General features: G+C 72.4%; 20 protein-coding genes, 1 tRNA gene and 1 pseudogene. 16 read left to right on the top strand and 6 right to left on the bottom strand.

The window, feature by feature from the left end; translation table 11 throughout:
- Positions 1–20 precede the first annotated feature (20 nt).
- The 3 genes from ACZ4MF_RS29200 (at position 21) to ACZ4MF_RS29190 (ending at position 4799) form a co-directional block, all read left to right on the top strand.
- Positions 21–2399 carry a HelD family protein gene (locus ACZ4MF_RS29200; protein WP_467494835.1) on the top strand — a complete coding sequence of 793 codons (2379 nt, stop codon included), beginning with the start codon at positions 21–23 and terminating at the stop codon, positions 2397–2399.
- Positions 2400–2754: 355 nt separating this feature from the next.
- Positions 2755–4170, top strand: a complete 1416-nt coding sequence (locus tag ACZ4MF_RS29195; protein WP_356031628.1) for an NAD-dependent malic enzyme — start codon at positions 2755–2757, stop codon at positions 4168–4170.
- 347 nt (positions 4171–4517) lie between these two features.
- Positions 4518–4799, top strand: coding sequence for an HU family DNA-binding protein (locus ACZ4MF_RS29190; protein WP_023550134.1), 282 nt, complete (start codon positions 4518–4520; stop codon positions 4797–4799).
- 213 nt (positions 4800–5012) lie between these two features.
- Here ACZ4MF_RS29190 and murA read toward each other — a convergent pair whose 3' ends face one another.
- Positions 5013–6359, bottom strand: a complete 1347-nt coding sequence (murA, locus tag ACZ4MF_RS29185) for a UDP-N-acetylglucosamine 1-carboxyvinyltransferase (protein WP_356031626.1) — start codon at positions 6357–6359, stop codon at positions 5013–5015.
- A 278-nt stretch (positions 6360–6637) separates the two neighbouring features.
- Here murA and ACZ4MF_RS29180 point away from each other — a divergent pair, with 278 nt between their 5' ends.
- From ACZ4MF_RS29180 to ACZ4MF_RS29140, 9 genes and pseudogenes are all read left to right on the top strand, one after another.
- Complete coding sequence (locus ACZ4MF_RS29180) at positions 6638–7210, top strand: YqgE/AlgH family protein (RefSeq protein ID WP_362693203.1); 573 nt, start codon at positions 6638–6640, stop codon at positions 7208–7210.
- Positions 7211–7239: 29 nt separating this feature from the next.
- The gene (locus tag ACZ4MF_RS29175; RefSeq protein WP_356031622.1) at positions 7240–7527 is read left to right on the top strand and encodes a DUF3039 domain-containing protein; all 288 of its coding nucleotides are present in this window, start codon (positions 7240–7242) and stop codon (positions 7525–7527) included.
- A 316-nt stretch (positions 7528–7843) separates the two neighbouring features.
- Positions 7844–8047: pseudogene (locus ACZ4MF_RS29170) on the top strand (carbohydrate ABC transporter permease); the annotation flags it as partial.
- A 1-nt stretch (position 8048) separates the two neighbouring features.
- Positions 8049–9683, top strand: coding sequence for a beta-N-acetylhexosaminidase (locus ACZ4MF_RS29165; protein ID WP_467494834.1), 1635 nt, complete (start codon positions 8049–8051; stop codon positions 9681–9683).
- 250 nt (positions 9684–9933) lie between these two features.
- Complete coding sequence (locus ACZ4MF_RS29160; protein WP_467494833.1) at positions 9934–10827, top strand: FAD binding domain-containing protein; 894 nt, start codon at positions 9934–9936, stop codon at positions 10825–10827.
- On the top strand, positions 10824–12914 hold the full coding sequence (locus ACZ4MF_RS29155; RefSeq protein ID WP_467494832.1) for a (2Fe-2S)-binding protein: 2091 nt from the start codon (positions 10824–10826) through the stop codon (positions 12912–12914). The genes ACZ4MF_RS29160 and ACZ4MF_RS29155 overlap by 4 nt, the downstream gene beginning before the upstream one ends.
- Positions 12911–15217 carry a xanthine dehydrogenase family protein molybdopterin-binding subunit gene (locus tag ACZ4MF_RS29150; RefSeq protein ID WP_467494831.1) on the top strand — a complete coding sequence of 769 codons (2307 nt, stop codon included), beginning with the start codon at positions 12911–12913 and terminating at the stop codon, positions 15215–15217. The genes ACZ4MF_RS29155 and ACZ4MF_RS29150 overlap by 4 nt, the downstream gene beginning before the upstream one ends.
- 128 nt (positions 15218–15345) lie before the next feature.
- Positions 15346–15651, top strand: coding sequence for a hypothetical protein (locus ACZ4MF_RS29145; protein ID WP_467494830.1), 306 nt, complete (start codon positions 15346–15348; stop codon positions 15649–15651).
- Between the two features lie 138 nt (positions 15652–15789).
- Entirely contained in the window at positions 15790–16950 is a 1161-nt protein-coding gene (locus ACZ4MF_RS29140; protein ID WP_467494829.1) for an SUKH-4 family immunity protein, read from the top strand.
- Between the two features lie 19 nt (positions 16951–16969).
- Here ACZ4MF_RS29140 and ACZ4MF_RS29135 read toward each other — a convergent pair.
- Positions 16970–17041, bottom strand: a tRNA-Cys gene (locus ACZ4MF_RS29135).
- 174 nt (positions 17042–17215) lie between these two features.
- Between ACZ4MF_RS29135 and ACZ4MF_RS29130 the strand changes: the two genes are divergently transcribed.
- From ACZ4MF_RS29130 to ACZ4MF_RS29115, 4 genes are all read left to right on the top strand, one after another.
- A complete protein-coding gene (locus ACZ4MF_RS29130) occupies positions 17216–18664 on the top strand; it encodes an MFS transporter (RefSeq protein WP_467494828.1) in 1449 nt (482 codons plus the stop codon).
- Between the two features lie 199 nt (positions 18665–18863).
- Entirely contained in the window at positions 18864–20672 is a 1809-nt protein-coding gene (locus ACZ4MF_RS29125; RefSeq protein WP_356036898.1) for a DEAD/DEAH box helicase, read from the top strand.
- A gap of 287 nt (positions 20673–20959) precedes the next feature.
- Positions 20960–21601, top strand: coding sequence for an IclR family transcriptional regulator (locus ACZ4MF_RS29120; RefSeq protein WP_467494827.1), 642 nt, complete (start codon positions 20960–20962; stop codon positions 21599–21601).
- Between the two features lie 123 nt (positions 21602–21724).
- Entirely contained in the window at positions 21725–22516 is a 792-nt protein-coding gene (locus tag ACZ4MF_RS29115) for a hypothetical protein (RefSeq protein ID WP_467494826.1), read from the top strand.
- An 18-nt stretch (positions 22517–22534) separates the two neighbouring features.
- Here the strand turns inward: ACZ4MF_RS29115 and ACZ4MF_RS29110 are convergent, their stop codons facing one another.
- The 4 genes from ACZ4MF_RS29110 to ACZ4MF_RS29095 are packed head-to-tail and all read right to left on the bottom strand — an operon-like array spanning position 22535 to position 26232.
- Positions 22535–23491 carry a glycine betaine ABC transporter substrate-binding protein gene (locus tag ACZ4MF_RS29110; RefSeq protein ID WP_467494825.1) on the bottom strand — a complete coding sequence of 319 codons (957 nt, stop codon included), beginning with the start codon at positions 23489–23491 and terminating at the stop codon, positions 22535–22537.
- The gene (locus ACZ4MF_RS29105; RefSeq protein WP_467494824.1) at positions 23488–24342 is read right to left on the bottom strand and encodes an ABC transporter permease; all 855 of its coding nucleotides are present in this window, start codon (positions 24340–24342) and stop codon (positions 23488–23490) included. Before ACZ4MF_RS29105 ends, ACZ4MF_RS29110 begins: the two co-directional genes overlap by 4 nt.
- The gene (locus ACZ4MF_RS29100; RefSeq protein WP_356036888.1) at positions 24339–25592 is read right to left on the bottom strand and encodes a betaine/proline/choline family ABC transporter ATP-binding protein; all 1254 of its coding nucleotides are present in this window, start codon (positions 25590–25592) and stop codon (positions 24339–24341) included. Before ACZ4MF_RS29100 ends, ACZ4MF_RS29105 begins: the two co-directional genes overlap by 4 nt.
- Positions 25585–26232: an ABC transporter permease gene (locus ACZ4MF_RS29095; protein ID WP_467494823.1), complete on the bottom strand. Its 648-nt coding sequence runs from the start codon at positions 26230–26232 to the stop codon at positions 25585–25587. The genes ACZ4MF_RS29100 and ACZ4MF_RS29095 overlap by 8 nt, the downstream gene beginning before the upstream one ends.
- Positions 26233–26239 lie beyond the last annotated feature (7 nt).

Raw genomic sequence — 26239 nt, 5'->3', positions numbered from 1 at the left:
GCACGTCAGAAGGGGGCCCGGTGGCCGCTCAGGTTCAGCAGTCCGCGGTCGGCTCGGTACACGGCGCACACGATTCCGTCCGTGACCGGGAGATCAGCGTCGAACAGGAACACCTGGACCGGGTGTACCGGCGTCTTGAGGAGAAGATCCACGAGGCCGAGTTCCTGATGAACGACGCGGCCCAGCGCGGCCAGGTCGGCACCCCGGGCGCGCTGGCCGAGCGCGACGCCCAGGTCTTCCGCGCCGGCATCCACCTGAACCGGCTCAACAACGAGTTCGAGGACTTCCTCTTCGGGCGGATCGACCTCCTGCTCGGCAAGGACGGGAAGAAGGGGCCCGACGGGGCCTACACGGCGGTGGAGCCGGCCGAGGGCGCCGTGCGCGAGGACAGCACCGCCGACATCGCCGAGACCCTGCACATCGGGCGTATCGGCGTCCTGGACGCGGACTACGCGCCGCTGGTCATCGACTGGCGGGCGCCCGCCGCCGCGCCGTTCTACCGCTCCACCCCGGTCGACCCCGGCCGGGTCGTACGGCGCCGGGTCATCCGGTCCAAGGGGCGCCGTGTGCTCGGCGTCGAGGACGACCTCATGCGGCCCGAGCTGACCGCCCGCCTCGACGGCCGGGAGCTGGCCGTCATCGGCGACGGCGCCCTGATGGCCGCCCTCGGCCAGGCCCGCGGCCACACCATGCGGGACATCGTCTCCTCCATCCAGGCCGAGCAGGACCTCGTGATCCGGGCGCCCGCCGCCTCGGTCACCTACGTCGAGGGCGGGCCGGGGACGGGCAAGACCGCCGTCGCGCTGCACCGGGCCGCCTATCTCCTCTACCAGGACCGGCGGCGCTACTCCGGCGGCATCCTCATCGTCTCGCCGACCCCGCTGCTCGTCGCCTACACCGAGGGCGTGCTGCCCTCGCTCGGCGAGGAGGGGCAGGTCGCCATCCGCGCGATCGGCTCGCTGGTCGACGGCGCCGAGGCCACGCTGTACGACTCCCCGTCCGTGGCCCGCGCCAAGGGTTCGTACCGGATGCTGAAGGTGCTGCGGAAGGCCGCCCGGGGCGCCCTGGAGCTGGGCACCCCCGCACCCGTGGAACAGCTCGCCCTCGACGCCCCCGACGAGGACGAGGACACCGGGCAGTGGGCCGCGGCCGCGACCCCCACCCGGCTGCGCGTCGTCGCCTTCGGGCGGCGCCTGGAGCTGGAGGCGGCCGAGCTGGACCGTGTCCGCCGGACCGCCCTCGGCGGCACCGCGCCCGTCAACCTGCTGCGCCCGCGCGCCCGCAAGCTGCTGCTGGACGCCCTGTGGGCGCAGTCCGGCGGGGCCGCCCGGCACTCCGACCCGGAGCTGGCCGCCGAGCTGCGCTCCTCCTTCGACGAGGACGTCACCTCCGAGGACTCCTTCACCGGCTTCCTCGACGCCTGGTGGCCCGAGCTGACCCCCAAGCAGGTCCTCGCCGCCATGGCCGACGAGAGGCGGCTCGGCCGGTGGGCGCGCCGGATCCTCAACCCCGGGGAGGTCCGCAAGGTCGCCCGCTCCCTGAAGCGCGACGGCCACTCCGTGCACGACATCGCCCTGCTGGACGAGCTCCAGGCGATCCTCGGCGTCCCGGCCCGCCCCCGCAAGAAGCGCGAGCTGGACCCGCTGGACCAGCTCACCGGGCTGGAGGAGCTGATGCCGGTGCGCGAGGAGAGCCAGCGGGAGCGGGCCGAGCGCCTCGCCCAGGAGCGCACCGAGTACGCGCACGTCATCGTGGACGAGGCGCAGGACCTGACGCCGATGCAGTGGCGGATGGTCGGCCGCCGCGGCCGGCACGCCACCTGGACGGTCGTCGGGGATCCGGCCCAGTCCTCCTGGTCCGACCCGGACGAGGCGGCCGAGGCCCGCGACGAGGCCCTCGGCACCCGGCCCCGGCGCCGCTTCCAGCTCACCGTGAACTACCGCAACCCGGCAGAGATCGCCGAGCTGGCCGCCAAGGTCCTCGCCCTCGCCATGCCCGGCTCGAAGGCGCCGTCCGCCGTGCGGTCCACCGGTGTCGAGCCGCGCTTCGCCGTCGTACCGGACTCCCTGGAGCGGACCGTGCGCGCGGAGGCCGAGCGGCTGCTGGACCTGGTCGACGGCACGGTCGGCGTCGTCGTCGCCATGAACCGGCGCCAGGAGGCCCGGCGCTGGCTGGCCGGGCTCGGCGACCGGGTGGTGGCGCTCGGCAGCCTGGAGGCCAAGGGGCTGGAGTACGACGCGACGGTGGTCGTCTCGCCGGCGGAGATCGCCGACGAGTCCCCGGCCGGGCTGCGCGTGCTGTACGTGGCGCTGACCAGGGCGACCCAGCAGCTGACGGTGGTCTCGGGGGACCGGGACGAGCCCGACGCGGCCGGCGTGCCGGATCTGCTGAGGGACTGACTTTCCTGTGAACTCCCCGCAGGAGGAATGGCCCTGGGCATCCGTTTGTTAGCCTGGGTACGGCACCGGCCCGATCCAAGCCCCCGGGCCCAACCTTCGTCGCTACGAGCGACCACTTGCCGCGAGGCGAGCATGGCGGGTCGGTGCCGTACCCGTGAGAGAGACCCACGTCAGTTGTGACGTGGGTCTCTTTCTTTGCCCGATCAACTCTCGTATGGTGGAAGTGGTTTTCCGAAACCAGGCACCGCTCATGAACAAAACGTCCGCAATCCGAGGCGGCTATCACGTACTCACGGGTAGGTGCGACGATCGGACGGCACAACTCGCGACACGGTGAAAGCAGAGGAAGTCGGCCATGGCAACGGCGCCCAGCGTCTCCTACTCGATGACCATCCGGCTGGAGGTGCCCGCGAGCGGAACCGCCGTCTCGCAGCTCACCACCGCTGTGGAGTCCTCCGGAGGCTCGGTGACCGGCCTCGACGTCACCGCGTCCGGCCACGAGAAGCTCCGTATCGACGTCACCATCGCGGCCACCTCCACGGCCCACGCGGAGGAGATCGTCGAGAAGCTCAAGGGCATCGAGGGCGTCACCCTCGGCAAGGTCTCCGACCGTACGTTCCTGATGCACCTCGGCGGCAAGATCGAGATGCAGTCCAAGCACCCCATCCGCAACCGTGACGACCTGTCCATGGTCTACACGCCGGGTGTGGCCCGCGTCTGCATGGCGATCGCCCAGAACCCCGAGGACGCCCGCCGCCTCACCATCAAGCGCAACTCCGTTGCGGTCGTGACGGACGGCTCCGCCGTGCTCGGCCTCGGCAACATCGGCCCGAAGGCCGCGCTGCCCGTCATGGAGGGCAAGGCGGCCCTCTTCAAGCGCTTCGCCGGCATCGACGCCTGGCCGATCTGCCTGGACACCCAGGACACCGACGCGATCGTGGAGATCGTCAAGGCGATCGCCCCCGGCTTCGCCGGCATCAACCTGGAGGACATCTCCGCGCCGCGCTGCTTCGAGATCGAGGCCCGCCTGCGCGAGGCCCTCGACATCCCCGTCTTCCACGACGACCAGCACGGCACCGCGATCGTCGTCCTCGCCGCCCTGACCAACGCCCTGCGCGTCGCGGACAAGGCCATCGAGAACATCCGGGTCGTCATGTCCGGCGCCGGCGCGGCCGGTACGGCCATCCTCAAGCTGCTGCTCGCCGCGGGCGTCAAGAACGCCGTCGTCGCCGACATCCACGGCGTCGTGCACGCCGGCCGCGCGGACCTGGTGGACGCCCCGGCCGGCTCGGCGCTGCGCTGGATCGCCGACAACACCAACCCCGAGGGCCTGACCGGCACCCTGAAGGAGGCCGTGCGCGGCGCCGACGTCTTCATCGGCGTCTCCGCCCCGAACGTCCTCGACGGCGACGACGTGGCCGCCATGGCCGACGGCGCCATCGTGTTCGCGCTCGCGAACCCGGACCCCGAGGTCGACCCGGCGGTCGCCCGCCAGACGGCCGCCGTCGTGGCCACCGGCCGCTCCGACTTCCCGAACCAGATCAACAACGTGCTGGTCTTCCCGGGTGTCTTCCGCGGCCTGCTGGACGCCCAGTCCCGCACCGTCAACACCGAGATGATGCTCGCCGCCGCGAAGGCTCTCGCCGACGTGGTGACCGAGGACGAGCTGAACCCGAACTACATCATCCCGAGCGTCTTCAACGACAAGGTCGCGGGCGCGGTCGCGGGCGCGGTGCGCGACGCGGCGAAGGCCGCGGGCGCGACGGTCTGACCGACGCTCCAGGGGCCGCCCGGGTGACAGCCGAAAGGCGCCCGGGCGACGCCCCGGTGACGGCGTGTCGTACTGTGCAGGGGCTGTGAGGATCACCACGGCGGCCCCTGCATCGGCGCGTCGTGGAACCGACCGATGCCGGGCGCGCTCTAGGGTGACGCCGAGCGGGCGCTTTTCGTGTGACTCCCCAGGGTGTTCTCACGACTCCTACGGGTGCCGGATTGGCTTTCCCGCCGCAGGTAGGGGCAGGATGCCACTCTGGGCGCGAGCGCATCGGCATCGCAGTGCCTCGGGCGGCACCGCCGCATGGCACACCCCAACGGCAAGAAAAACACGGGAGTAACAACATGAACCGCAGTGAGCTGGTGGCCGCGCTGGCCGATCGCGCCGAGGTGACCCGCAAGGACGCCGACGCCGTGCTGGCCGCGTTCGCCGAGACCGTCGGCGAGATCGTCGCCAAGGGCGACGAGAAGGTCACCATCCCCGGCTTCCTGACCTTCGAGCGCACCCACCGTGCCGCTCGCACCGCGCGCAACCCGCAGACCGGCGAGCCGATCAACATCCCCGCCGGCTACAGCGTGAAGGTCACCGCGGGCAGCAAGCTCAAGGAAGCGGCCAAGGGCAAGTAAGCGCTCCGCTTCGAGCGCCGTCCACCGGAGCGCCGTTCGAGGTGAGCGCCGTGGGCAGTGTCGTCGTCTGTGGCTGGTCGCGCCCACGCGGCGGAGCCGCAGATTGACACAGCCCCGCGCCCCTTCGGGGCGCGTCCACAGCGGGCGTGGACAACGACAATGGGGCGGCCCCTTTCGCCAAGGGGCCGCCCCATTGTCGTGTCGTGACGGTGCTCAGCCGAGCGCCTTGCCCGGCAGCTCGACCTTCGCGCCCAGCTCGACGAGCTTCTCCATGAAGTTCTCGTAGCCGCGGTTGATGAGGTCGATGCCGTGCACGCGGGACGTGCCCTCGGCCGCCAGGGCCGCGATCAGATACGAGAAGCCGCCGCGCAGGTCGGGGATGACCAGGTCGGCGCCCTGCAGCTTGGTCGGGCCGGAGACGACCGCGGAGTGCAGGAAGTTGCGCTGGCCGAAACGGCAGTCGGAGCCGCCGAGGCACTCGCGGTAGAGCTGGATGTGGGCGCCCATCTGGTTCAGGGCCGAGGTGAAGCCGAGGCGGGACTCGTAGACCGTCTCGTGGATGATGGACAGGCCCGTGGCCTGGGTGAGCGCCACCACCAGCGGTTGCTGCCAGTCGGTCTGGAAGCCGGGGTGCACGTCCGTCTCCAGCGCGATGGACTTCAGCTGGCCGCCCGGGTGCCAGAAGCGGATGCCCTCGTCGTCGATCTCGAAGGCGCCGCCCACCTTCCGGTAGGTGTTCAGGAACGTCATCATCGAGCGCTGCTGGGCGCCGCGGACGTAGATGTTGCCGTTGGTCGCGAGCGCGGCCGAGGCCCAGGAGGCGGCCTCCAGGCGGTCCGACAGGGCGCGGTGGGTGTATCCGCCCAGCTTGTCCACACCGGTGATGCGGATCGTGCGGTCGGTGTCCATCGCGATGATCGCGCCCATCTTCTGCAGCACGCAGATGAGGTCCTCGATCTCCGGCTCGACGGCCGCGTTGGACAACTCGGTGACACCCTCGGCCAGTACGGCCGTCAGCAGCACCTGCTCGGTCGCGCCCACGGAGGGGTAGGGCAGGCGGATCTTCGTGCCGCGCAGCCGCTGCGGCGCCTCCAGGTACTGCCCGTCCGCCCGCTTCTCGATGGTCGCGCCGAACTGCCGCAGCACGTCGAAGTGGAAGTCGATGGGCCGGCCGCCGATGTCGCAGCCGCCGAGGCCCGGGATGAAGGCGTGGCCGAGACGGTGCAGCAGCGGGCCGCAGAAGAGGATCGGGATACGGCTGGAGCCGGCGTGGGCGTCGATGTCGGCCACGTTGGCGCTCTCGACGTGCGTCGGGTCGAGGACCAGCTCCCCGGGCTCGTCGCCCGGACGGACCGTCACCCCGTGCAGCTGGAGCAGGCCGCGCACGACGCGCACGTCACGGATGTCCGGAACATTGCGCAGTCGGCTCGGACCGCTGCCCAGCAGGGCGGCGACCATGGCCTTCGGTACGAGGTTCTTCGCACCGCGGACACGGATCTCGCCCTCCAGCGGGGTGCCGCCGTGGACAAGCAGTACGTCGTCAGAGCCGTTGACGGTCATGAATCTCGCGTTCCGATGAGATGGGCAGGGGGCGGCCGATCACTGTTGCGCGCGGGCCGGGAGAGACAGCGTAGTCGCCGATCACCCCCCGCTCGTAAGCCCAAGGACGGCCAAGACTCGTCATAGCTGTGTCACAACACGAACCGTTCCCTTTCGGGCACATGGGGTCACCGCGGCACACGTGCGCCGGGCCCGCTTCCCTGCGCCCTGACCTGCGTCCCCCTGAATGCCCCTCATCGGCTCCCCACACCGGTCGAAGATGCGGGATCATGTCTGGCATGACCGAGGTGTCCTCGCTCACAGGGCGGCTGCTCGTGGCAACACCCGCCCTGGCGGACCCGAACTTCGACCGCGCGGTGGTGCTCCTCCTCGACCACGACGAGGAGGGCTCCCTCGGTGTCGTCCTCAACCGCCCCACCCCCGTGGACGTGGGCGACATCCTGGAGGGCTGGGCGGACCTCGCCGGCGAGCCCGGAGTGGTCTTCCAGGGCGGACCCGTCTCGCTGGACTCGGCACTCGGCGTCGCGGTCATCCCGGGCGGCGCGGCCGGCGACCGCACCCCGCTCGGCTGGCGCCGGGTGCACGGCGCGATCGGCCTGGTCGACCTGGAGGCCCCGCCGGAGCTGCTCGCCTCGGCCCTCGGTTCGCTCAGAATCTTCGCCGGGTACGCGGGCTGGGGCCCGGGCCAGCTGGAGGACGAGCTGGTCGAGGGCGCCTGGTACGTGGTCGAGTCCGAGCCCGGGGACGTCTCCTCGCCGGCCCCGGAGCGGCTGTGGCGCGAGGTGCTGCGCCGCCAGCGCAACGAGCTGGCGATGGTGGCCACGTATCCGGACGACCCTTCGCTCAACTGATGGGTGTGAGCTTCAGTACCCTGGGCGGTATGAGCACTCTTGAGCCCGAGCCCGGGGCTGGTACGGGGACCCTCGTAGAGCCGACACCACAGGTGTCCCACGGCGACGGCGACCATGAGCGCTTCGCCCACTACGTCCAGAAGGACAAGATCATGGCGAGCGCCCTCGACGGCACCCCCGTCGTGGCGCTGTGCGGCAAGGTGTGGGTGCCCGGCCGCGACCCGAAGAAGTACCCCGTGTGTCCCATGTGCAAGGAGATCTACGAGTCCATGGGCAGCGGCGGCGACGACAAGGGCAAGGGCGGCGACAAGAAGTAGTCCCCACCGCCTGAGGTTTCCAGAGCCCTCGGGGCGCGTTCTCGGCGCGCCCCGAGGGCTTTCGCGTGTCACGAAGTGGTGGAGACCTCTTGTCGGCATGTCCCCGCTGTCCTTAGCCTTCAAGCTTGTTGTGCAGAGCGAAACGTTCATTGCGTATGTTGCAACGAAGCTCGGAGGACCACTCCATGGAGTTCGGCTCCGCCGGTGATGTTCGGGCAGCGGGAATTCGGCCGCTATTTCGTCAACGGATTCCGCTTCCGGACCACCTTGTTGAGCATGTTCCCGGTGGCTCGGCGCCCGTGGACGTTCCTCCGGGATCCTTTTCCCGCTTGTGCTGCCCGGCCCGGTGGCCACGAGCGTGTTTTCCTTCATCTCGGCATGGAACGGCTTCCTGTTCGCCAAGCCCTTCACCATCGGCGACCCCTCGCAGCCGACCCTGCCGATGGCCCTGCCGGTGTTCTCCCTCGTACTCGTACAGCGACGTCCGGTCTCCGGACCGGGCGGAGCGGTAAAGGACTGAGATGGTTGATGTGATTCCCGCGCCCGCGAGCATCGCCCGGAACGCCTCCGGCCACGCGCGCGTGGACGCCGGCACGGCACTGCAGACCCTGCCCGGCGCGGAGGGCACCGCGCGCTGGCTGCGGGCCGCCGTGGGCGCGGCGACCGGACTGCCGCTGCCGGAGGACTCCGTGCGCCCGAACCGGATCGTGCTGGGCATCGATCCCGGCCTGCCGCCCGAGGGCTACCGCCTCGTCACCGACACGCAACCCTTCCGCGTCGAGGGCGGCAGCCCCGCCGGAGTCTTCTGGGGCGCCCAGACCCTGCGCCAACTGCTCGGCGCCGACGCCTTCCGGCGGGCGCCGCTGCGGCGTGACCGGGTCTGGGACGTGCCCGCCGTCACCGTCGAGGACAGCCCGCGATTCCGCTGGCGCGGTCTTCTCCTCGACGTCGCACGGCACTTCATGCCCAAGGAAGGCGTGCTGCGCTACCTCGACCTGATGGCCGCGCACAAACTCAACGTCTTCCACTTCCATCTGACCGACGACCAGGGCTGGCGCATCGAGATCAAGCGCTACCCGAAGCTGACCGAGACCGGCTCCTGGCGGACGCGGTCGAAATTCGGTCACCGGGCCTCGCCGTTGTGGGAGGAGAAGCCGCACGGTGGTTACTACACCCAGGACGACATTCGGGAGATCGTCGCCTACGCCGCCGAACGGCATATCGCCGTCGTCCCGGAAATCGACGTACCGGGCCACTCGCAGGCCGCCATCGCCGCGTACCCGGAACTCGGCAACACCGACGTCATCGACACCACCGCCCTCACCGTCCTCGACAACTGGGGGATCTCGTCCAACGTACTCGCGCCCACTGACAACACGCTGCGCTTCTACGAGGGGGTGCTGGAGGAAGTCCTGGAGCTGTTCCCGGCCGACGCGGCGCACTTCTCGCCGTTCGTGCACATCGGCGGCGACGAATGCCGCAAGGAGCAGTGGACCGGGTCGGTCACCGCGAAGAACCGGATCGCGGATCTCGGACTCACCGACGAGGACGCGTTGCAGTCGTGGTTCATCGGGCACTTCGACGCCTGGCTCTCCGCGCGCGGGCGGCGGCTGATCGGCTGGGACGAGATCCTGGAGGGCGGGCTCGCCGAGGGCGCCGCGGTGTCCTCCTGGCGCGGCTACGGCGGCGGGATCGCGGCCGCGCGGGCCGGCCACGACGTCGTCATGTGCCCCGAGCAGTACGTGTATCTGGACCACCGTCAGGCTCCGGGCGAGGACGAGCCGGTGCCGATCGGCTTCGTGCGCACCCTGGAGGACGTCTACCGGTTCGAACCGGTTCCGGACGGGCTGACCGAGGCCGAGGCACGGCATGTGCTGGGCACCCAGGCCAACGTCTGGACCGAGGTGCTGGAGGACACCGCGCGCGTGGACTACCAGACCTTCCCACGGCTCGCGGCCTTCGCCGAGGTGGCCTGGAGCAGCCTTCCCGCCCCCGGGGAACGGGACTTCGGAGGCTTCGAACGCCGAATGGCCGCCCACTACGCGCGACTTGACGCCCTCGGGGTCGCTTACCGGCCACCCGCCGGGCCCCGGCCGTGGCAGAAGCGGCCCGGCGTCCTCGGCCGCCCGATCGAGGGGGCGCCGCCGAACAAGTGACCGTACCGAACACGCGGTGAAAAGCGCGCCAAGAGTCACCGAAGAGTGTCAATCGGTGCGCATTGGGGGAGCCGTGCCAAATCGTCCCATCCCTGTGTTGAGATGGGCGAATGCCTCCTAGTGCCTGCTAGCGGACCCCCGCGTTCGGCCCTTGCGAAGATGTGCCAGAGTTGCCACGTCCGCCCTGTGAGCACGTACCGTACGGCCACACAGGTGGGACCAGGTGGGGCAGCGGGAAGGGGCAGCCGGTTTGACCACGCACGCACCGCAGGCGGCGCAGGCCGTCACGCTGCCCACGACGCTGGACGAGGCGGTGGCGGCCCTCGGCGCCATGCCCACCGCCGTGCCCGTCGCGGGCGGCACCGACCTGATGGCCGCCGTCAACTCCGGCCAGCTCAGGCCCGCCGCCCTGGTGGGCCTCGGGCGGATCAGCGAGATCCGCGGCTGGCAGTACCAGGACGGCCACGCGCTGCTCGGCGCGGGCCTCACGCACGCGCGTATGGGCCGCCCCGACTTCGCGGCCCTGATCCCGGCGCTCGCCGCCGCCGCGCGCGCCGCGGGCCCGCCGCACATCCGCAACGCCGGCACCCTGGGCGGCAACATCGCCTCGGCCGCCCCCACCGGGGACGCGCTGCCGGTGCTGGCCGCCCTGGAGGCGACGCTGATCATCGCGGGCCAGGGCGGAGCCCGCCGGGAGATCCCGGTGTCGCACCTGCTGGCCGGCATGGAGATGCTGCGCGGCGGCGAACTCATCGGCTACGTGCGCGTACCGCTGCTGCACGCCCCGCAGGTCTTCCTGAAGGCGACCGGGCGCACCGGACCGGGCCGCTCGCTGGCCTCCGTGGCCCTCGTCCTCGACCCCGCCCGGCGCGGAGTGCGGTGCGCCGTCGGCGCCATAGCGCCGATGCCGCTGCGGCCGCTGGAGGCCGAGCAGTGGGTCGCGCAGCTCATCGACTGGGACAACGACCGCGCGCTCGTGCCCGAGGCCCTCAGCGCCTTCGGCGAGTACGTCGCTGCGGCCTGCATCCCGGACCCGGTACCGGAGTCCGACGGCTCGGTGCCCGCGCTTCCGCCCGCCGTACTGCACCTGCGGCGCACCGTCGCCGCACTGGCCCGACGAGCACTGGGGAGGGCGCTGTCGTGACCGCCGACGACCGGCACGGAGAGGGTACGCCCCAGGGCGGGGGCCGCTGGGACCCGCTGCCCCAGGGCGACTACGACGACGGCGCCACCGCCTTCGTCAAGCTCCCCGAGGGCGGCATCGACGCCCTGCTGTCCGGCGACAGCCCGCTGGCCGCGCCGGGACACGGCTACGTGCCGCCGCAGATCGCGGTCGCCCCCGGCACCGGCGACGCCGCGGCGCCCGGCGCCTGGACCGCGCCCGCGGGCGGCGCCGAGTGGCCCGACCCGAACGCCGTGCCCCGGACGCCGGGCGCGGACGACCGGTTCACCTACGAGCCCGCCGCCACCCAGCAGTGGACCTTCGAAGACCCCGCCGCCGCCCCGGCCGTCCCCGGACACGACGTCACCGGGCAGTGGTCGATCCCCGTCGCCGAAGGTGATCTTCCAGACGAATCGGGCGAGTTCACCACGTCGTCCCTGGTCGAGCAGTGGGGCGGCGGCACCCCGCCGGCCACCCTGCCCGGCGGCGCGCCCGCGCCCTGGGCGACCCAGGACACCGGCGGTCCCTGGGACCACCACGCCGAAGGCGGGCAGCCGCCGGCCGCCCACCCGCTGCCGGACCACACCGGCACGCACCCGGCGGGCGGTTCGCCGGCCCAGGCGTACGCCGGGGAGCGGTACGGGCACGAGCAGGCCGGTCACGCGCCGGCGGAGCACGCGGAACACCGGGACGCGGGGCACACCGAGCCCGAGCGGGCCGAGCGGGCGGACGCCGCTTACGCGGACGCCGGTTACCCGCAGGCCGGTCACACCGGCGAGTTCACCGGCTTCACCGAGGCCGCCCCTGCCGCGGAGCCCGCCGGCTTCGGCGAGGTCACGGCGCCTGCCGAGCCCGCCGAAGCGGCCCTGCCCACCGAACTCCCGGCTCCCGCCGGGCCCGTGGCGCCGCGGGCCGGGTCGGCGGCGGCGCCGGACCCGAACGGCCGGGACGGCCACGCCGGCCACGACGCTCCCGCCCCCGCGGAAGCCTCTGGGCGCCCCGCTGACGGCCCCGCGGGCCACGAGGAGCCCGAGAGGCCGACCGAGGCGCGGCGGACCGCGACAGCGCCCGCCGAGCCCGCCACGGAAGCCGCCGACGCCGTGGATGCCGTGGACGCCGCGCGGGCGACCGCCGCCCACGAGGACGAGCAGGCCGCCGACGCGCCCGGGACCGCCGTTCCGGCGACGGACGACACGCCCGACACGGGCACCGAGGGCACCGAGGAACCCGCCGGCGAGGACCATGCGCCCGCGCGCGAGGCGGCACTCACCGAGGAGCACGCCGCGCCGCTCCCGCCCGCCGACGACCACCCCCTCGCCTCCTACGTGCTGCGCGTCAACGGCACCGACCGTCCCGTCACCGACGCCTGGATCGGCGAGTCGCTGCTGTACGTGCTGCGCGAGCGGCTCGGCCTCGCGGGCGCCAAGGACGGCTGCTCGCAGGGCGAGTGCGGGGCCTGCAACGTCCAGGTCGACGGCCGGCTGGTCGCCTCCTGCCTGGTCCCGGCGGTCACCGCGGCCGGCAGCGAGGTGCGCACCGTCGAGGGCCTCGCCGCCGACGGACGGCCCTCCGACGTGCAGCGCGCGCTCGCCCGGTGCGGCGCCGTGCAGTGCGGTTTCTGCGTGCCCGGCATGGCGATGACCGTGCACGACCTGCTGGAGGGCAACCCCGCGCCGACCGAGCTGGAGACCCGGCAGGCGCTGTGCGGCAACCTGTGCCGCTGCTCCGGCTACCGGGGCGTCCTGCGGGCCGTCCAGGACGTCGTCGCCGAGCGCGAGGCGGCACACGCCCCGGCCGGCGACGGAACGGACGCGGGCGAGGCGCGCATCCCGCACCAGGCGGGCCCCGGCGCGGGCGGCGTCCACCCGTCGGCGTTCGAGGCGCCGGGCGCGTTCGACCCACCGCGGACCGGCCACGGCGCAGCGGACGGACAGCACGGCCACGACGGCTACGGCGACACGGCGGACGCGTACGGCACGCCTCCGTACGGCACACCGGGACCGCAGGGTTCGTACGACCCGCACGGCACGCACGACCAGCACTACGGCCAGGACGGAGGCCAGGTGTGAGCAACGAAGCGGCCATGGCGCCCACCGCCGCGGAACCCGACGCCGAGGACGAGCCGTCGCACGGCCTCGGCGCGTCCCTGACGCACGCCGACGCCCGCGCCAAGACCGAGGGCACCTTCCCGTACGCCGCCGACCTGTGGGCCGAGGGGCTGCTGTGGGCGGCCGTCCTGCGCTCGCCGCACGCGCACGCGCGCATCGTGAACATCGACACCACGCACGCGCGTGAGATGCCCGGCGTACGCGCCGTCATCACGCACGAGGACGTGCCCGGCACCCCGCGCCACGGCCGGGGCACCCCCGACCGCCCGGTGTTCGCCTCCGAGGTCGTACGCCACCACGGGGAGCCCATCGCCGCCGTCGCCGCCGACCACCCCGACACCGCGCGGATGGCCGCCGCCGCCGTCATCGTCGAGTACGAAGTACTCGATCCGGTCACCGACCCGGAGCAGGCCTTCGAGGCCGAACCGCTGCACCCCGACGGCAACTTGATCCGGCACATCCCGCTGCACCACGGCGACCCGGAGGCCGCCGGCGAGATCGTGGTCGAGGGCCTGTACCGCATAGGGCGCCAGGACCCGGCCCCGATCGGCGCCGAGGCCGGCCTCGCCGTGCCCCGTCCCGACGGCGGCGTGGAGCTGTACCTGGGCTCCACCGACCCGCACGCCGACCGCAACACCGCCGCGGCCTGCTACGGCCTGTCCCCCGATCGGGTGAAGATCGTCGTCACCGGGGTGCCGGGCGCCACCGCCGACCGCGAGGACCAGGGCTTCCAGCTCCCGCTCGGCCTGCTCGCGCTCAGGACCGGCTGCCCGGTGAAACTCACGGCCACGCGCGAGGAGTCCTTCCTCGGCCACACCCACCGCCACCCCACCCTGCTGCGCTACCGCCACCACGCCGACGCCGAGGGCAGGCTGGTGAAGGTCGAGGCGCAGATCCTGCTGGACGCGGGCGCGTACGCCGACACCTCCGCCGACGCGCTCGCCGCGGCGGTGTCCTTCGCGTGCGGCCCGTACGTCGTCCCGAACGCCTTCATCGAGGGCTGGGCCGTGCGCACCAACAACCCGCCCTCCGGCCATGTGCGCGGCGAGGGCGCGATGCAGGTGTGCGCCGCCTACGAGGCCCAGATGGACAAGCTGGCGAAGAAGCTGGGCGTGGACCCGGCCGAGCTGCGCCTGCGCAACGTCCTCGCGACGGGGGACGTCCTGCCGATCGGCCAGACGGTGACCTGTCCGGCGCCGGTCGCCGAACTCCTCCAGGCGGTACGGGACTTCCCGCTCCCGGCGCTGCCCAAGGACGAGCCCGAGGAGGAGTGGCTGCTGCCCGGCGGTCCCGAGGGCGCGGGCGAGCCGGACGCGGTGCGCCGGGGTGTCGGCTACGGCCTGGGCATGGTGCACATGCTCGGCGCGGAGGGCGCCGACGAGGTGTCCACGGCGACGGTGAAGGTCCACGACGGCGTGGCGACGGTGCTGTGCGCGGCGGTGGAGACCGGCCAGGGCTTCACGACCCTCGCCCGCCAGATCGTCCAGGAGACCCTCGGTGTCCAGGAAGTCCATGTGGCCCCGGTCGACACCGACCAGCCGCCGGCCGGCGCGGGCTGCCGGGGCCGGCACACGTGGGTCTCGGGCGGCGCGGTGGAGCGGGCGGCGAAGATGGTCCGCACGCAACTCCTGCAGCCGCTCGCCCACAAGTTCGGCATGTCCACCGAGCTGCTCCAGATCACCGACGGCAAGATCACGTCGTACGACGGCGTCCTGTCGACCACCGTCACGGAGGCGATGGAGGGCAAGGAGCTGTGGGCCACGGCGCAGTGCCGCCCGCATCCCACCGAGCCGCTGAACGCCGCCGGCCAGGGCGACGCCTTCGTCGGACTGGCCTTCTGCGCGATCCGCGCGGTGGTGGACGTCGACATCGAGCTGGGCTCGGTGCGGGTGGTGGAGCTGGCGCTCGCCCAGGACGTCGGCCGGATCCTGAACCCGGCGCAACTGGCGGCCCGGATCGAGGCGGGCGTCACCCAGGGCGTGGGCATCGCGCTCACGGAGAACCTCCGCACGCCGCGTGGCCTGGTCCGGCACCCGGACCTGACCGGATACGCCCTGCCGACCGCCCTGGACGTGCCGGACATCCAGATCGTGAAGCTGGTCGAGGAGCGGGACGTGGTCGCGCCCTTCGGCGCCAAGTCGGTCAGCGCGGTCCCGGTCGTGACGGCGCCGGCGGCGATCGCCTCCGCCGTCCGCGCGGCCACCGGCCGCCCCGTCAACCGCCTCCCGATCCGCCCGCAGGCGGCGGTGGCGACGGACCGCTGAGCGGCGGTCCCGGTTGACCGGCGGGCCCGGGTGACCGACGGGGTGGTCGTCGTCACGGGCGTGACGGCGGCCGGCAGGCCGACGGTGGCACAGCTGCTCGCTGGGGGTGCCCCCACGCCCTTCAGGCAGTGGGGGAGCCTGCCACGCGGGGCGCACGTCCCGGGCGACATGCCGCACAACTCCACCTGCGGCGGCGCCTGTCGGCGGCCACCGCCGACGCGTACGCCGTGGCCGGTTTCACGGCGGTGGTGCAGGACGTCCTGCTGGGCGAGGACCTGACGGCGTACGCCGGCCTGATCCCCACCCGCCACCTGGACGAGGAACTGCGCCGGCGCACCCAGCGCATCGGCCTGGGGCTGGACACGTCCCGGTGGACGCCGGAGCAGACGGTCGCGGCGATCCTCGCCGGCGCGCAACGTGCGCGGGTCGCCTGACGTCCTTGCCGGCGAGGGGCGTTGTCAGTGGGGCGGCGTAGTCTGCGGAGCAGTGGGGCGGCAGCGCTCCGGGACGTACGCCGGGTAGTCACGGACGTGCGTCGGGTCACTGACGGGACGGACGATCGCGGGGGAGCGATGAGCACGACCGACACCGGGTTCACGGCGATCACGCTGACGGAGGCGGAGCTGGACCGCTACGTCACGCACGCGCCGACGCGCGGCCTGCTCGGCGGCGCCGGGCTGCCCGTGGACACCGACCTGCTGACCTTCTCCCCGCTGCGCACCCACGGCCTGCGCACGCTCGCCGACGCCGCGGACGCCCCCTTCCGGCTGGCGGAGGAGCTACGCGGCCGGCTGGTCATCGGCGAACTGCTGAACCCGGCCGGCATGGAGCGCGAGTCGATCCTGCTCGACGGCGACACGGGCGAGATCACCACGGCCTACCTCTTCGACCCGTCCGAGCCCCGCCCCTTCGCGCCCTCCCTCGCCACGCTGCTGCGCTTCGCCGCGGTCACCGAGGAACTGGCGGGCCTGCGCGGCCGTTTCGCCTCTCTTGCGGGCCGGTACGGCCCCGAGACGGCCGCCGAGGCGACGCGCCGCCTGCTGTCCCTCTTCGAGGAGGGCGCGAACGGCGCGATCCCGCCGTACTGGAAGGCGGCGGCCCTGATCCGCCCGCTCGCCCTCGTCGCCGGCGCCGGCACGGCCCGCGGCCTCACCCTGGACGTCCCCGCGCGCGTCCTGGACCAGGAGTTCGGACCGGGCCGGGTGACCCGCTACGAGGAGGTCGACTTCCCCCCGACGCTCACGCACGAGCCGACCCGCCGCTTCCTGTGCGAGACCGGCCTGCCGGAGCGGGCGGTGCTCTTCTCCTCGGACACGGACGTCCCTCTGCCGACGCTGCGCGAGTACTACACGCAGGAGCGCCCCGGCGACTTCCCCCTGGGTGAACTCCCGGCCCACGCCGACCACTTGATCCGCCTCGGCCATCTGCTGGAGGACACCGGCCTGCTGGTCGACGGCAGAACGGGCGCGGTCCTGACCTTCAGCGAGCCGGACGCCACACTCCAGCCCCTGAACACGGACGTCTCCACCCTCGCCTTCACCCTCTGGCTGCTGCACCACGAGCGCGCCATCCACCGCCACCTGCACCACGAACTGACGGCCCTGGCCTACGAGGACCTGGCCGCCGCCATGCTCCACACCCTCACGGCCGTAGACCCCACGGGCACGACCCCCGGCTCGGACTGGCACTACTGGACGGAGGCCTTCCAGGACGAAGCGGGCGGAGTGCTCTGAAGCACCCCGCCCGGGAAAGAGGCCGTGGCGGGAATCGAACCCACGTAACTCGCTTTGCAGGCGAGCCCCTCAACCACTCGGGCACACGGCCGTGTTCGTGGGAATGAACTTACGGGGGGTGGCGGGCGGGCTCAAGGGAGGCGGTGGGGTTGCAATGCGACTGCCATACCGCGTTCATGAAGCGGGGGGTGTACGACCAAGGTCGCAGGTTGGACCAGTCTCCCGACAGGGGTGAAAGTCGCTTGTGGGCCTTACGCTGACGGGCATGACCGCCCTGGAGCCCCGCGACGCCGGTGTCGTGTCCGAAGCCGCCGAGACCGACCCCCGCAGCGGACCGGACGGCGTGCTGAGCCGGGCGTATCGGGCGCTCAGCGTCGGGATCGTCTCCGTCGTGCTGCTGATCGCGTTCGAGGCGACCGCCGTCGGGACCGCGATGCCGGTCGCCGCCCGGGAGCTGGACGGGGTGGCGCTGTACGCGTTCGCGTTCTCCGGCTACTTCACGACCAGCCTGTTCGGCATGGTGCTCTCGGGCCAGTGGTCCGACCGGCGCGGTCCCCTCGGGCCGCTGAGCGCCGGCATCGCTGGCTTCGCCACCGGGCTCGTCATCGCCGGCACCGCCCGGAGCATGTGGGTGTTCATCCTGGGGCGGGCCGTGCAGGGGCTCGGCGGCGGACTGGTGATCGTGGCGCTGTACGTCGTCGTCGGCCGCGCCTACCCCGAGCGGCTGCGGCCCGCGATCATGGCGGCCTTCGCGGCGGGCTGGGTCGTCCCCTCCATCGTCGGCCCCCTCGCCTCCGGCGCGGTCACCGAACACCTCGGCTGGCGCTGGGTCTTCCTCGGCATCCCCGTCCTCGTCGTCCTCCCGCTCGCCCTCGCCCTGCCGCAGATACGGCGCCGGGCGTCCGGCCCGGTGCGGAAGGACCAGGCCGCCGGGTCGTTCGACCGGCGGCGGATCCGGCTGGCCCTCGGCATCTCCCTCGGCGCCGGCCTCCTCCAGTACGCCGCCCAGGACCTGCGGCCCCTCGCCGCACTCCCCGCGCTGGCCGGTGCCGCCCTCCTCGTGCCCGCCGTCCTCGGGCTCCTCCCGCGCGGCACCTACCGGGCCGCCCGCGGCCTGCCCTCCGTCGTGCTGCTGCGCGGTCTGTCCGCCGGTTCCTTCATCGTCGCCGAGTCCTTCGTGCCGCTGATGCTCGTCACCCGGCGCGGGCTGTCGCCGACGCTCGCCGGGTTCTCGCTGGCGGCGGGCGGCGTGACCTGGGCCCTGGGCTCGTATCTGCAGTCCCGGCCGCGCATGGCGCCGTACCGGGAGCGGCTGATGACCGCCGGGATGGTGCTGGTCGCCGCCGCCGTCGCCACCGCGCCCAGCGTGCTCGTGCACGCCGTGCCCGTCTGGACCGTCGCCGTCGCCTGGGCCTTCGGCAGTCTCGGCATGGGCCTGGTGATCTCCTCCACCAGCGTGCTCCTGCTCCAGCTGTCCGCCCCGGAGGAGGCCGGCGCCAACTCCGCCGCGCTCCAGATCTCCGACGCCCTGGCCAACGTCGTCCTCCTCGCCGCCACCGGTGCCGCCTTCGCGGCCCTGGGCGGCGGAAGCGCCGCGGCCACCGCGGCCACCACCGCCGACGGCCCCCCTCCCCTCGCCTTCGCGGCCGTCTTCCTGCCGATGGCGGGGGTGGCGCTGGTGGGGGCGTGGGTGACCCGGCGACTGCGGGCCTGACGGCGATCGTGCCGGTGAGCGCGCGGCCGATCCGGCTGCCGATCACGCCGGTGATCACCACGGCTGTGATGTGGATCCCACCCACGGGCGACCCGGCCTCGTCCGGGCGTTGACGGCGCCGCGACGCCGGTAGGGTGGCCCGGTTGTCATACGTAGCCGAGCGCCGAGCCCCCAGAACGAGCCCCAAAAAACGGAGACCGTGACTACCACCGCCGCTTCCGCTTCCTCCGCGTCGTCGTCCCACCACCTCTCGCCCGCCTTCCCCGGCCGGGCCCCCTGGGGTACCGCCAGCAAGCTGCGTGCCTGGCAGCAGGGGGCGATGGAGAAGTACGTGCAGGAGCAGCCGCGCGACTTCCTCGCCGTCGCCACGCCCGGTGCCGGCAAGACGACCTTCGCGCTGACGCTCGCCTCGTGGCTGCTGCACCATCACGTCGTGCAGCAGGTGACCGTGGTCGCGCCGACCGAGCACCTGAAGAAGCAGTGGGCCGAGGCCGCGGCCCGCATAGGCATCAAGCTCGACCCCGAGTACAGCGCCGGACCGCTCGGCCGGGAGTACGACGGGGTCGCCGTCACGTACGCCGGCGTCGGCGTGCGGCCCATGCTGCACCGCAACCGCGTCGAGCAGCGCAAGACCCTCGTCATCCTCGACGAGATCCACCACGCCGGTGACTCCAAGTCCTGGGGCGAGGCGTGCCTGGAGGCGTTCGAGCCCGCCACCCGCCGGCTCGCGCTGACCGGCACGCCGTTCCGGTCCGACACCAACCCCATCCCCTTCGTCACGTACGAGGAGGACAACGCCGGCATCCGGCGCTCCGCCGCCGACTACACGTACGGCTATGGCAACGCCCTCGCCGACCATGTCGTCCGGCCGGTCATCTTCCTGTCCTACAGCGGCCAGATGCGCTGGCGTACGAAGGCCGGTGACGAGATCGCCGCCCGGCTCGGCGAGCCGATGACCAAGGACGCGGTCAGCCAGGCCTGGCGGACCGCGCTCGACCCGCGCGGCGAGTGGATGCCCAGCGTGCTGCGCGCCGCCGACCAGCGGCTGACCGAGGTCCGCAAGGCCATCCCGGACGCCGGTGCGCTCGTCATCGCCTCCGACCAGGACTCCGCCCGCGCCTACGCCAAGCTGATCCGCGAGATCACCGGGACGAAGGCCACGCTCGTGCTCTCCGACGACGCCGGGGCGTCGAAGCGGATCGACGACTTCAGCGCGAGCGACGACCGGTGGATGGTCGCCGTCCGGATGGTGTCCGAGGGCGTGGACGTGCCCCGGCTCGCGGTGGGCGTGTACGCGACGACCATCTCGACTCCTCTCTTCTTCGCCCAGGCCGTCGGGCGCTTCGTGCGGTCCCGGCGGCGGGGCGAGACCGCGTCCGTGTTCCTGCCGACCGTGCCCGACCTGCTGACCTTCGCCAATGAGATGGAGAAGGAGCGGGACCACGCCCTCGACAAGCCGAAGAAGGAGGGCGAGGAGGACCCGTACGCCGAATCCGAGAAGGAGATGGAGGAGGCGAACAAGCAGCAGGACGAGGACACCGGCGAGCAGGAGCAGTTCTCCTTCGAGGCGCTGGAGTCCGAGGCCGTCTTCGACCGGGTCCTGTACGACGGTGCCGAGTTCGGCATGCAGGCGCACCCGGGGAGCGAGGAGGAGCAGGACTACCTCGGCATCCCGGGGCTGCTCGAACCCGACCAGGTGCAGCTGCTGCTCCAGAAGCGGCAGGCCCGGCAGATCGCGCACAGCAAGAAGAAGCCGGACGCCGAGGCCGATCTGCTCGAACTGCCCGCCGAGCGGCGGCCCGTGGTCTCCCACAAGGAGATGATGGAGCTGCGCAAGCGGCTCAACACCCTGGTCAGCGCGTACGTCCACCAGAGCGGCAAGCCGCACGGAGTGATCCACACCGAGCTGCGGCGGGTCTGCGGGGGCCCGCCGAGCGCGGAGGCGACGGCGGGACAGCTGAAGCAGCGGATCGACAAGGTGCAGGAGTGGGCGACGCGCATGCGGTGACGCTGCGCCCCCGCACCCCGTATCCGGACGAATCACGGCAGGCCGGATCCGCTCTTGCCCGGATTCTGGACGGAGACTTCCGCTCAGCGAACCAGCTTCGCTACTGTCCCGCTACGCACACGCCCCGTGGCAGCGTCGCCGCGGAGCGCAGCCGTGAAGCGACCTTGGCCCGGAGCCGCCGGAGCCGTTCTGCCGATCGGCGGCCTCTGAACGCGTCGCCGACGGGACTCGGCCACGCATCCGCCGCTCAGGGGCCCGCCGGCCTCACCACCAAAGGAGTGGGCGTCGTGACCGCGGAGACCTCTCAGACGCTCGACCGGGGACTGCGTGTCCTGAAGCTGCTGGCCGACACCGACCACGGGCTGACCGTCACCGAGTTGTCCACCAAACTGGGCGTGAACCGTACCGTCGTGTACCGGTTGCTCGCCACCCTGGAACAGCATGCGCTCGTACGGCGCGACCTGGGCGGACGAGCCCGGGTCGGTCTCGGGGTGCTGCGGCTCGGCCGCCAGGTGCACCCGCTGGTCCGGGAGGCCGCGTTGCCCGCGTTGCGCTCGCTCGCCGAGGACATAGGCGCGACGGCGCATCTGACCCTGGTCGACGGTGCGGAGGCACTGGCCGTCGCCGTGGTCGAGCCGACGTGGACCGACTACCACGTGGCGTACCGGGCCGGTTTCCGGCACCCGCTGGACCGGGGGGCGGCGGGCAAGGCCATCCTGGCCGCCCGGCAGCCGTCCGCCGCCGATCCCGGGTACACGCTGACGCACGGGGAGCTGGAGGCCGGGGCCAGCGGGGCCGCCGCGCCGCTCGTCGGGGTCACCGGGGTCGAGGGCAGCGTGGGCGTGGTGATGCTGGTGGACTCCGTGCCGGAGCGGGTGGGGCCGAGGGTGATGGAGGCCGCCCGGGAAGTGGCCGAGGCCCTGCGCTGAGCGCGTGGCGGTAGGGACGTACCGCGCGCCGGGACCTGTGCACGGCGTGCGGCGGACCCGGTGCGTACGCCGTACGGGACACGTGGCGCGGGCCACCCGGGGCGGTCACGTTAGATTGAACCCGTGCTCTCACGTCTCACTCGTCCCCAGGCCGTAGCCGTCTGCGCGCTGCCCGTCGTGGCCCTGCTCGCCACGGCGGCGTTCGCGCCCCTGCCGTTCTCGGTGGCCCAGCCCGGGATGACCGCGAACGTGCTGGGCGCGAACCAGGGCACCCAGGTGATCACCGTCTCCGGCGCGCCGGTGCGCAGGACCAGCGGGCAACTGCGGATGGTCACCATCCAGGCGACCGGTCCGGACGCCCGGGTGTCCTTCCTCGACGTGGCCGACAACTGGTTCCGCACCGACCGGGCCGTGATGCCGCGCGACGCCGTCTACCCGAGTGGCGGCAGCGTCAAGGAGATCGAGCAGCACAACCAGGCGCAGATGCAGCAGTCCCAGGACGCGGCGACCCGGGCGGCGCTGACGTACCTCGGGCTGAGCGCCGGCAAGGTCAAGGTCACGCTGAAGCTCGCCGACGTGGGCGGACCGAGCGCGGGCCTGCTGTTCACCCTGGGGATCATCGACAAGCTGCACGGCGACGGCAACGGCGGCGACCTCACCGGCGGCCGGAACATCGCCGGCACGGGCACGATCGACGCGGACGGCACCGTCGGCGCGGTCGGCGGGGTGGCCCTGAAGACCCAGGCCGCCCGGCACGACCGCGCGACCGTCTTCCTGGTCCCGAAGGACGAGTGCACCGACGCCAAGGCCGGTCTGCCGGGGGGCCTGCGCCTGGTCCCGGTCACCACGCTGAAGGGCGCGGTGAACGCCCTGAACGCCCTGGAGAGCGGCAAGGGTCCGGTCCCGAGCTGCTGAACGGCCGCCGCCGGGCCGCTACTTGACGAAGCCCTGCTGCCGCATCCAGTCCAGCGCCACCTGGTGCGGGTCCTGCCCGTCCACGTCCACCCTGGCGTTCAGGGTGCGCGCGACCGAGTTGTCCAGCTTCCTGGTGACCGGGTCGATGACGCTCGCGATGGCCGGCCACTTCTTCAGGACCTTGCTGTTGACCACCGGGGCGGCGTTGTAGTCCGGGAAGAACTTCCTGTCGTCCGCCATCACCGCCAGGTTCATCGACTTGATGCGCCCGTCGGTGGTGAACACCTCCCCGTAGGTGCACTTCCCCTTGGCCACCTGGGTGTAGATGATCCCGGTGTCCATCTGCGTGACGTTGCCCGCCGGGATTTTCATCCCGTACGCCTTCTCCAGCCCGGGCAGCCCGTCGGCGCGGTTGGCGAACTCGCTCTCCACGCACAGCGTGACGGCGCCGGGGTCCCTCGCGGCGAGCGCGGCCACCTGCGAGAGGGTCGTCGTGCCGTACTTCTTGAAGTTGGCCTGGTTCATGGCCAGCGCGTAGGTGTTGTTCAGGCGTGCGGGCGGCAGCCAGGTCAGCCCGTTGCGCAGGTCCGCGTCGCGCACCGCCTGCCACTGTCTTTGCGGGTCGGGGATGGGCTCGCTGTGGCCGAGGTACGTGATCCAGGCCGTGCCCGTGTACTCGTACTGCGCGTCCGCCGTCCCGCCCTTGACCGCCTCCCGCGCGCCGATCGACCCCTGGATGCCGGTGCGGTCCAGCACGTCCGCGCCGGCCGCCTGGAAGGCGATTCCCATGATCGCGCCGAGGATCAGCTGCTCGGTGAACTCCTTGGAGGTGACGGTGATGTGGGCCCCCTTGAGCGGGCCGCCCGCGCCGATCGTGCCCGGCCCCACGTCGTCGGCCATGGGGGAGCCGCTGGTCAGTCCGCAGCCGGAGGCCAGCAGCAGCCCCGCCAGCGTCAGGCACGCACCGCGTCTCATGCGCCCACCTCCAGGCCGTGCGGCCGTAGCAGCGCCTCGGCCAGCGAGGCCAGCCAGTCCACCAGCAGGGCGAGGGCGACGGTGAGGACCGAGCCGAGCACCAGCACCGGCATGCGCTGGGTGGTGATGCCGGTGGTGATCAGCACGCCCAGGCCGCCGCCCCCGCCGAAGGTCGCCAGGGCCGCCGTGCCGACGTTGAGGACCAGCGCCGTGCGGACGCCCGCGAGGATCAGCGGGACGGCGAGCGGGAGTTCGACCCGGGTGAGCACGCCGAGCGGGGACATGCCGATGCCGCGGGCCGCCTCCAGCAGTGTCGGGTCGTTGGCCTGCAGACCGGCGATGGTGTTGGAGAGGACGGGCAGGATCGCGTAGACGATGATGCCGATCAGGGCGGGCTTCGTGCCCGTGCCGAGCCAGATGACCAGGAGGGCCAGCAGGCCGATCGCGGGGGTCGCCTGGCCCATGTTGGCGAAGGTCAGCGCCACCGGGGTGGCCCTGCGGAAGGACCGCCGGGTGAGCAGGATGCCCAGCGGGATCGCGATGATCAGCACGAAGAAGGTGGAGATCACCGTCAGTTCCACGTGCTGCCACAGCGCCTTGGAGACCTGGCCGTTCGACAGCGCGTTCTTCGAGATCGTGTCCAGGTGCGCCTGCCGGAACCACAGCCAGGTCGCGAGCAGGACGGCGACGAGGAACGCCGGCAGGAACGTCAGCCGCTGCCAGGTCACCCGGCGCGCGGGCGGGCGCCGCGCCGGGGGCGGGGCCTCCTGCTCGGCTTCGCCGTCGTCGCGGAAGGGGAGCCCCTTGACCTCGTGCTCGCCGGCGGGGCGCTGCTGCCGCTCGGTGCTCACGCCTTCGTCACTCCTCCGGGGCCTTCCTGCTCGAAGTGCGTCTGCTGGGCGCGCGCCTCCTCCAGCTCGTGCTGCGCCTCCATCGCCTCCAGCCGGTCGGCCTCCAGCAGTTCGTGCACGGAGTTCATCAGCGTCTCCATGTCGACCACGCCGATGTACTCACCGCGTCTGCCGGTGACCGCGACCCGGCCCGCGTTGTCCGTGAGCACGGCCTCCAGCGCGTCGCGCAGGGTGCCGTCCCGGGTGACCGTGTCGTGCACGAGCGTGCCCGCGCGGGCCAGCGAGCCCTTGGCCCGCATCAGGTCGCCGCGGCGCAGCCACTTGTAGGGGCGCCGGCGCCGGTCGAGGAGCAGGATCTCGGTCTCGCCGGTGGAGCGCAGATGCCCGAAGATCTGCTGGAGCGGGGTGTCCACGGTCACCGTCGGGTAGTCCCGCATCTCCACGTCCCGCACCCGGGTCAGGTTCAGCCGCTTCAGGGCAGCGCCCGCGCCGACGAAACCGGAGACGAAGTCGTCGGCCGGGTTGGTGAGGATCGCCTCCGGGGTGTCGAACTGGGCGATGTGCGAGCGTTCGCGCAGGACGGCGATCCGGTCGCCCAGTTTGATCGCCTCGTCGAAGTCGTGGGTGACGAACACGATCGTCTTGTGCAGCTCGTGCTGGAGCCGGATCAGCTCGTCCTGGAGGTGGTCGCGGGTGATCGGGTCGACCGCGCCGAACGGCTCGTCCATCAGCAGCACCGGCGGGTCCGCCGCCAACGCCCGTGCCACGCCCACCCGTTGCTGCTGCCCGCCGGAGAGCTGGCGCGGATAGCGGCCGTGGAACTCGCCCGGATCGAGCCCGACGAGGTCGAGCAGCTCCTCGACCCGGGCCCGGATCCGCGCCTTCGGCCAGCCGATCATCCTCGGCACCAGGGCGATGTTCTGCGCGACGGTCATGTGCGGGAAGAGACCGGCGGACTGGATGGCGTAGCCGACCTTGCGGCGCAGCTTCACCGGGTCGATGTCGGTGACGTCCTCGCCGCCGATCCGGATCCGGCCGCCGGTCGGCTCGATCAGCCGGTTGATCATCTTGAGCGTCGTCGACTTCCCGCAGCCGGACGGGCCGACGAAGACGACCGTCTCGCCCGCCTTGATCTCCATGCTCACGTTGTCCACGGCCGGCTGCGCGCCGCCCGGGTAGCGCTTGGTCAGGTTCTCCAGCTCGATCGAGGCGCCGTGCGCGGTCGTCTCCTGGGCGGCGGTCTCAGACACGGATCCCCCTGGGGATGGTCAGCCGCCCGATCAGGACGTACGCGGCGTCGAACGCAAGCGCGAGGATGATGATCCCGAGGGTGCCCGCGAGCACCTGGTTCAGCGCGTTCTTGCTGCCCAGGGAGGCGAGCCCGCGGAAGATCTCGTTGCCGAGCCCGGGGCCGGAGGCGTAGGCGGCGATGGCGGCGATGCCCATCAGCATCTGCGTGGAGACCCGGATCCCGGTCAGGATCGGCGGCCAGGCCAGCGGCAGCTCCACCCGCACCAGCCGCATCGCCCGGGACATGCCGATGCCCTGGGCCGCGTCCACCAGCATCGGGTCGACCCCGCGCAGGCCCACGATCGCGTTGCGCACGATCGGCAGCAGCCCGTACAGCGTCAGCGCGATCACCGTCGGCGGCACGCCCAGCCCGACGACCGGGATGAGCAGACCGATCAGGGCGAGCGAGGGGATGGTGAGAATCGTGGAGGTCGCGGTGGTGGCGAGGCTGCCCGCCCAGTCGGAGCGGTAGGTGACGACCCCGATCACCACCCCGATGACGGTCGCGAGGACCATGCACTGGAAGACCGCGCTGGCGTGCTGGTAGGCGTCCGCGAGCAACTGCTGATGACGATTGCCCAGGTACTCCCAGAAGTTCACCCGCGCT

The organism is Streptomyces sp. NPDC025793 (assembly GCF_055558375.1).
This window is presented reverse-complemented; position numbering and strand designations above follow the sequence as displayed.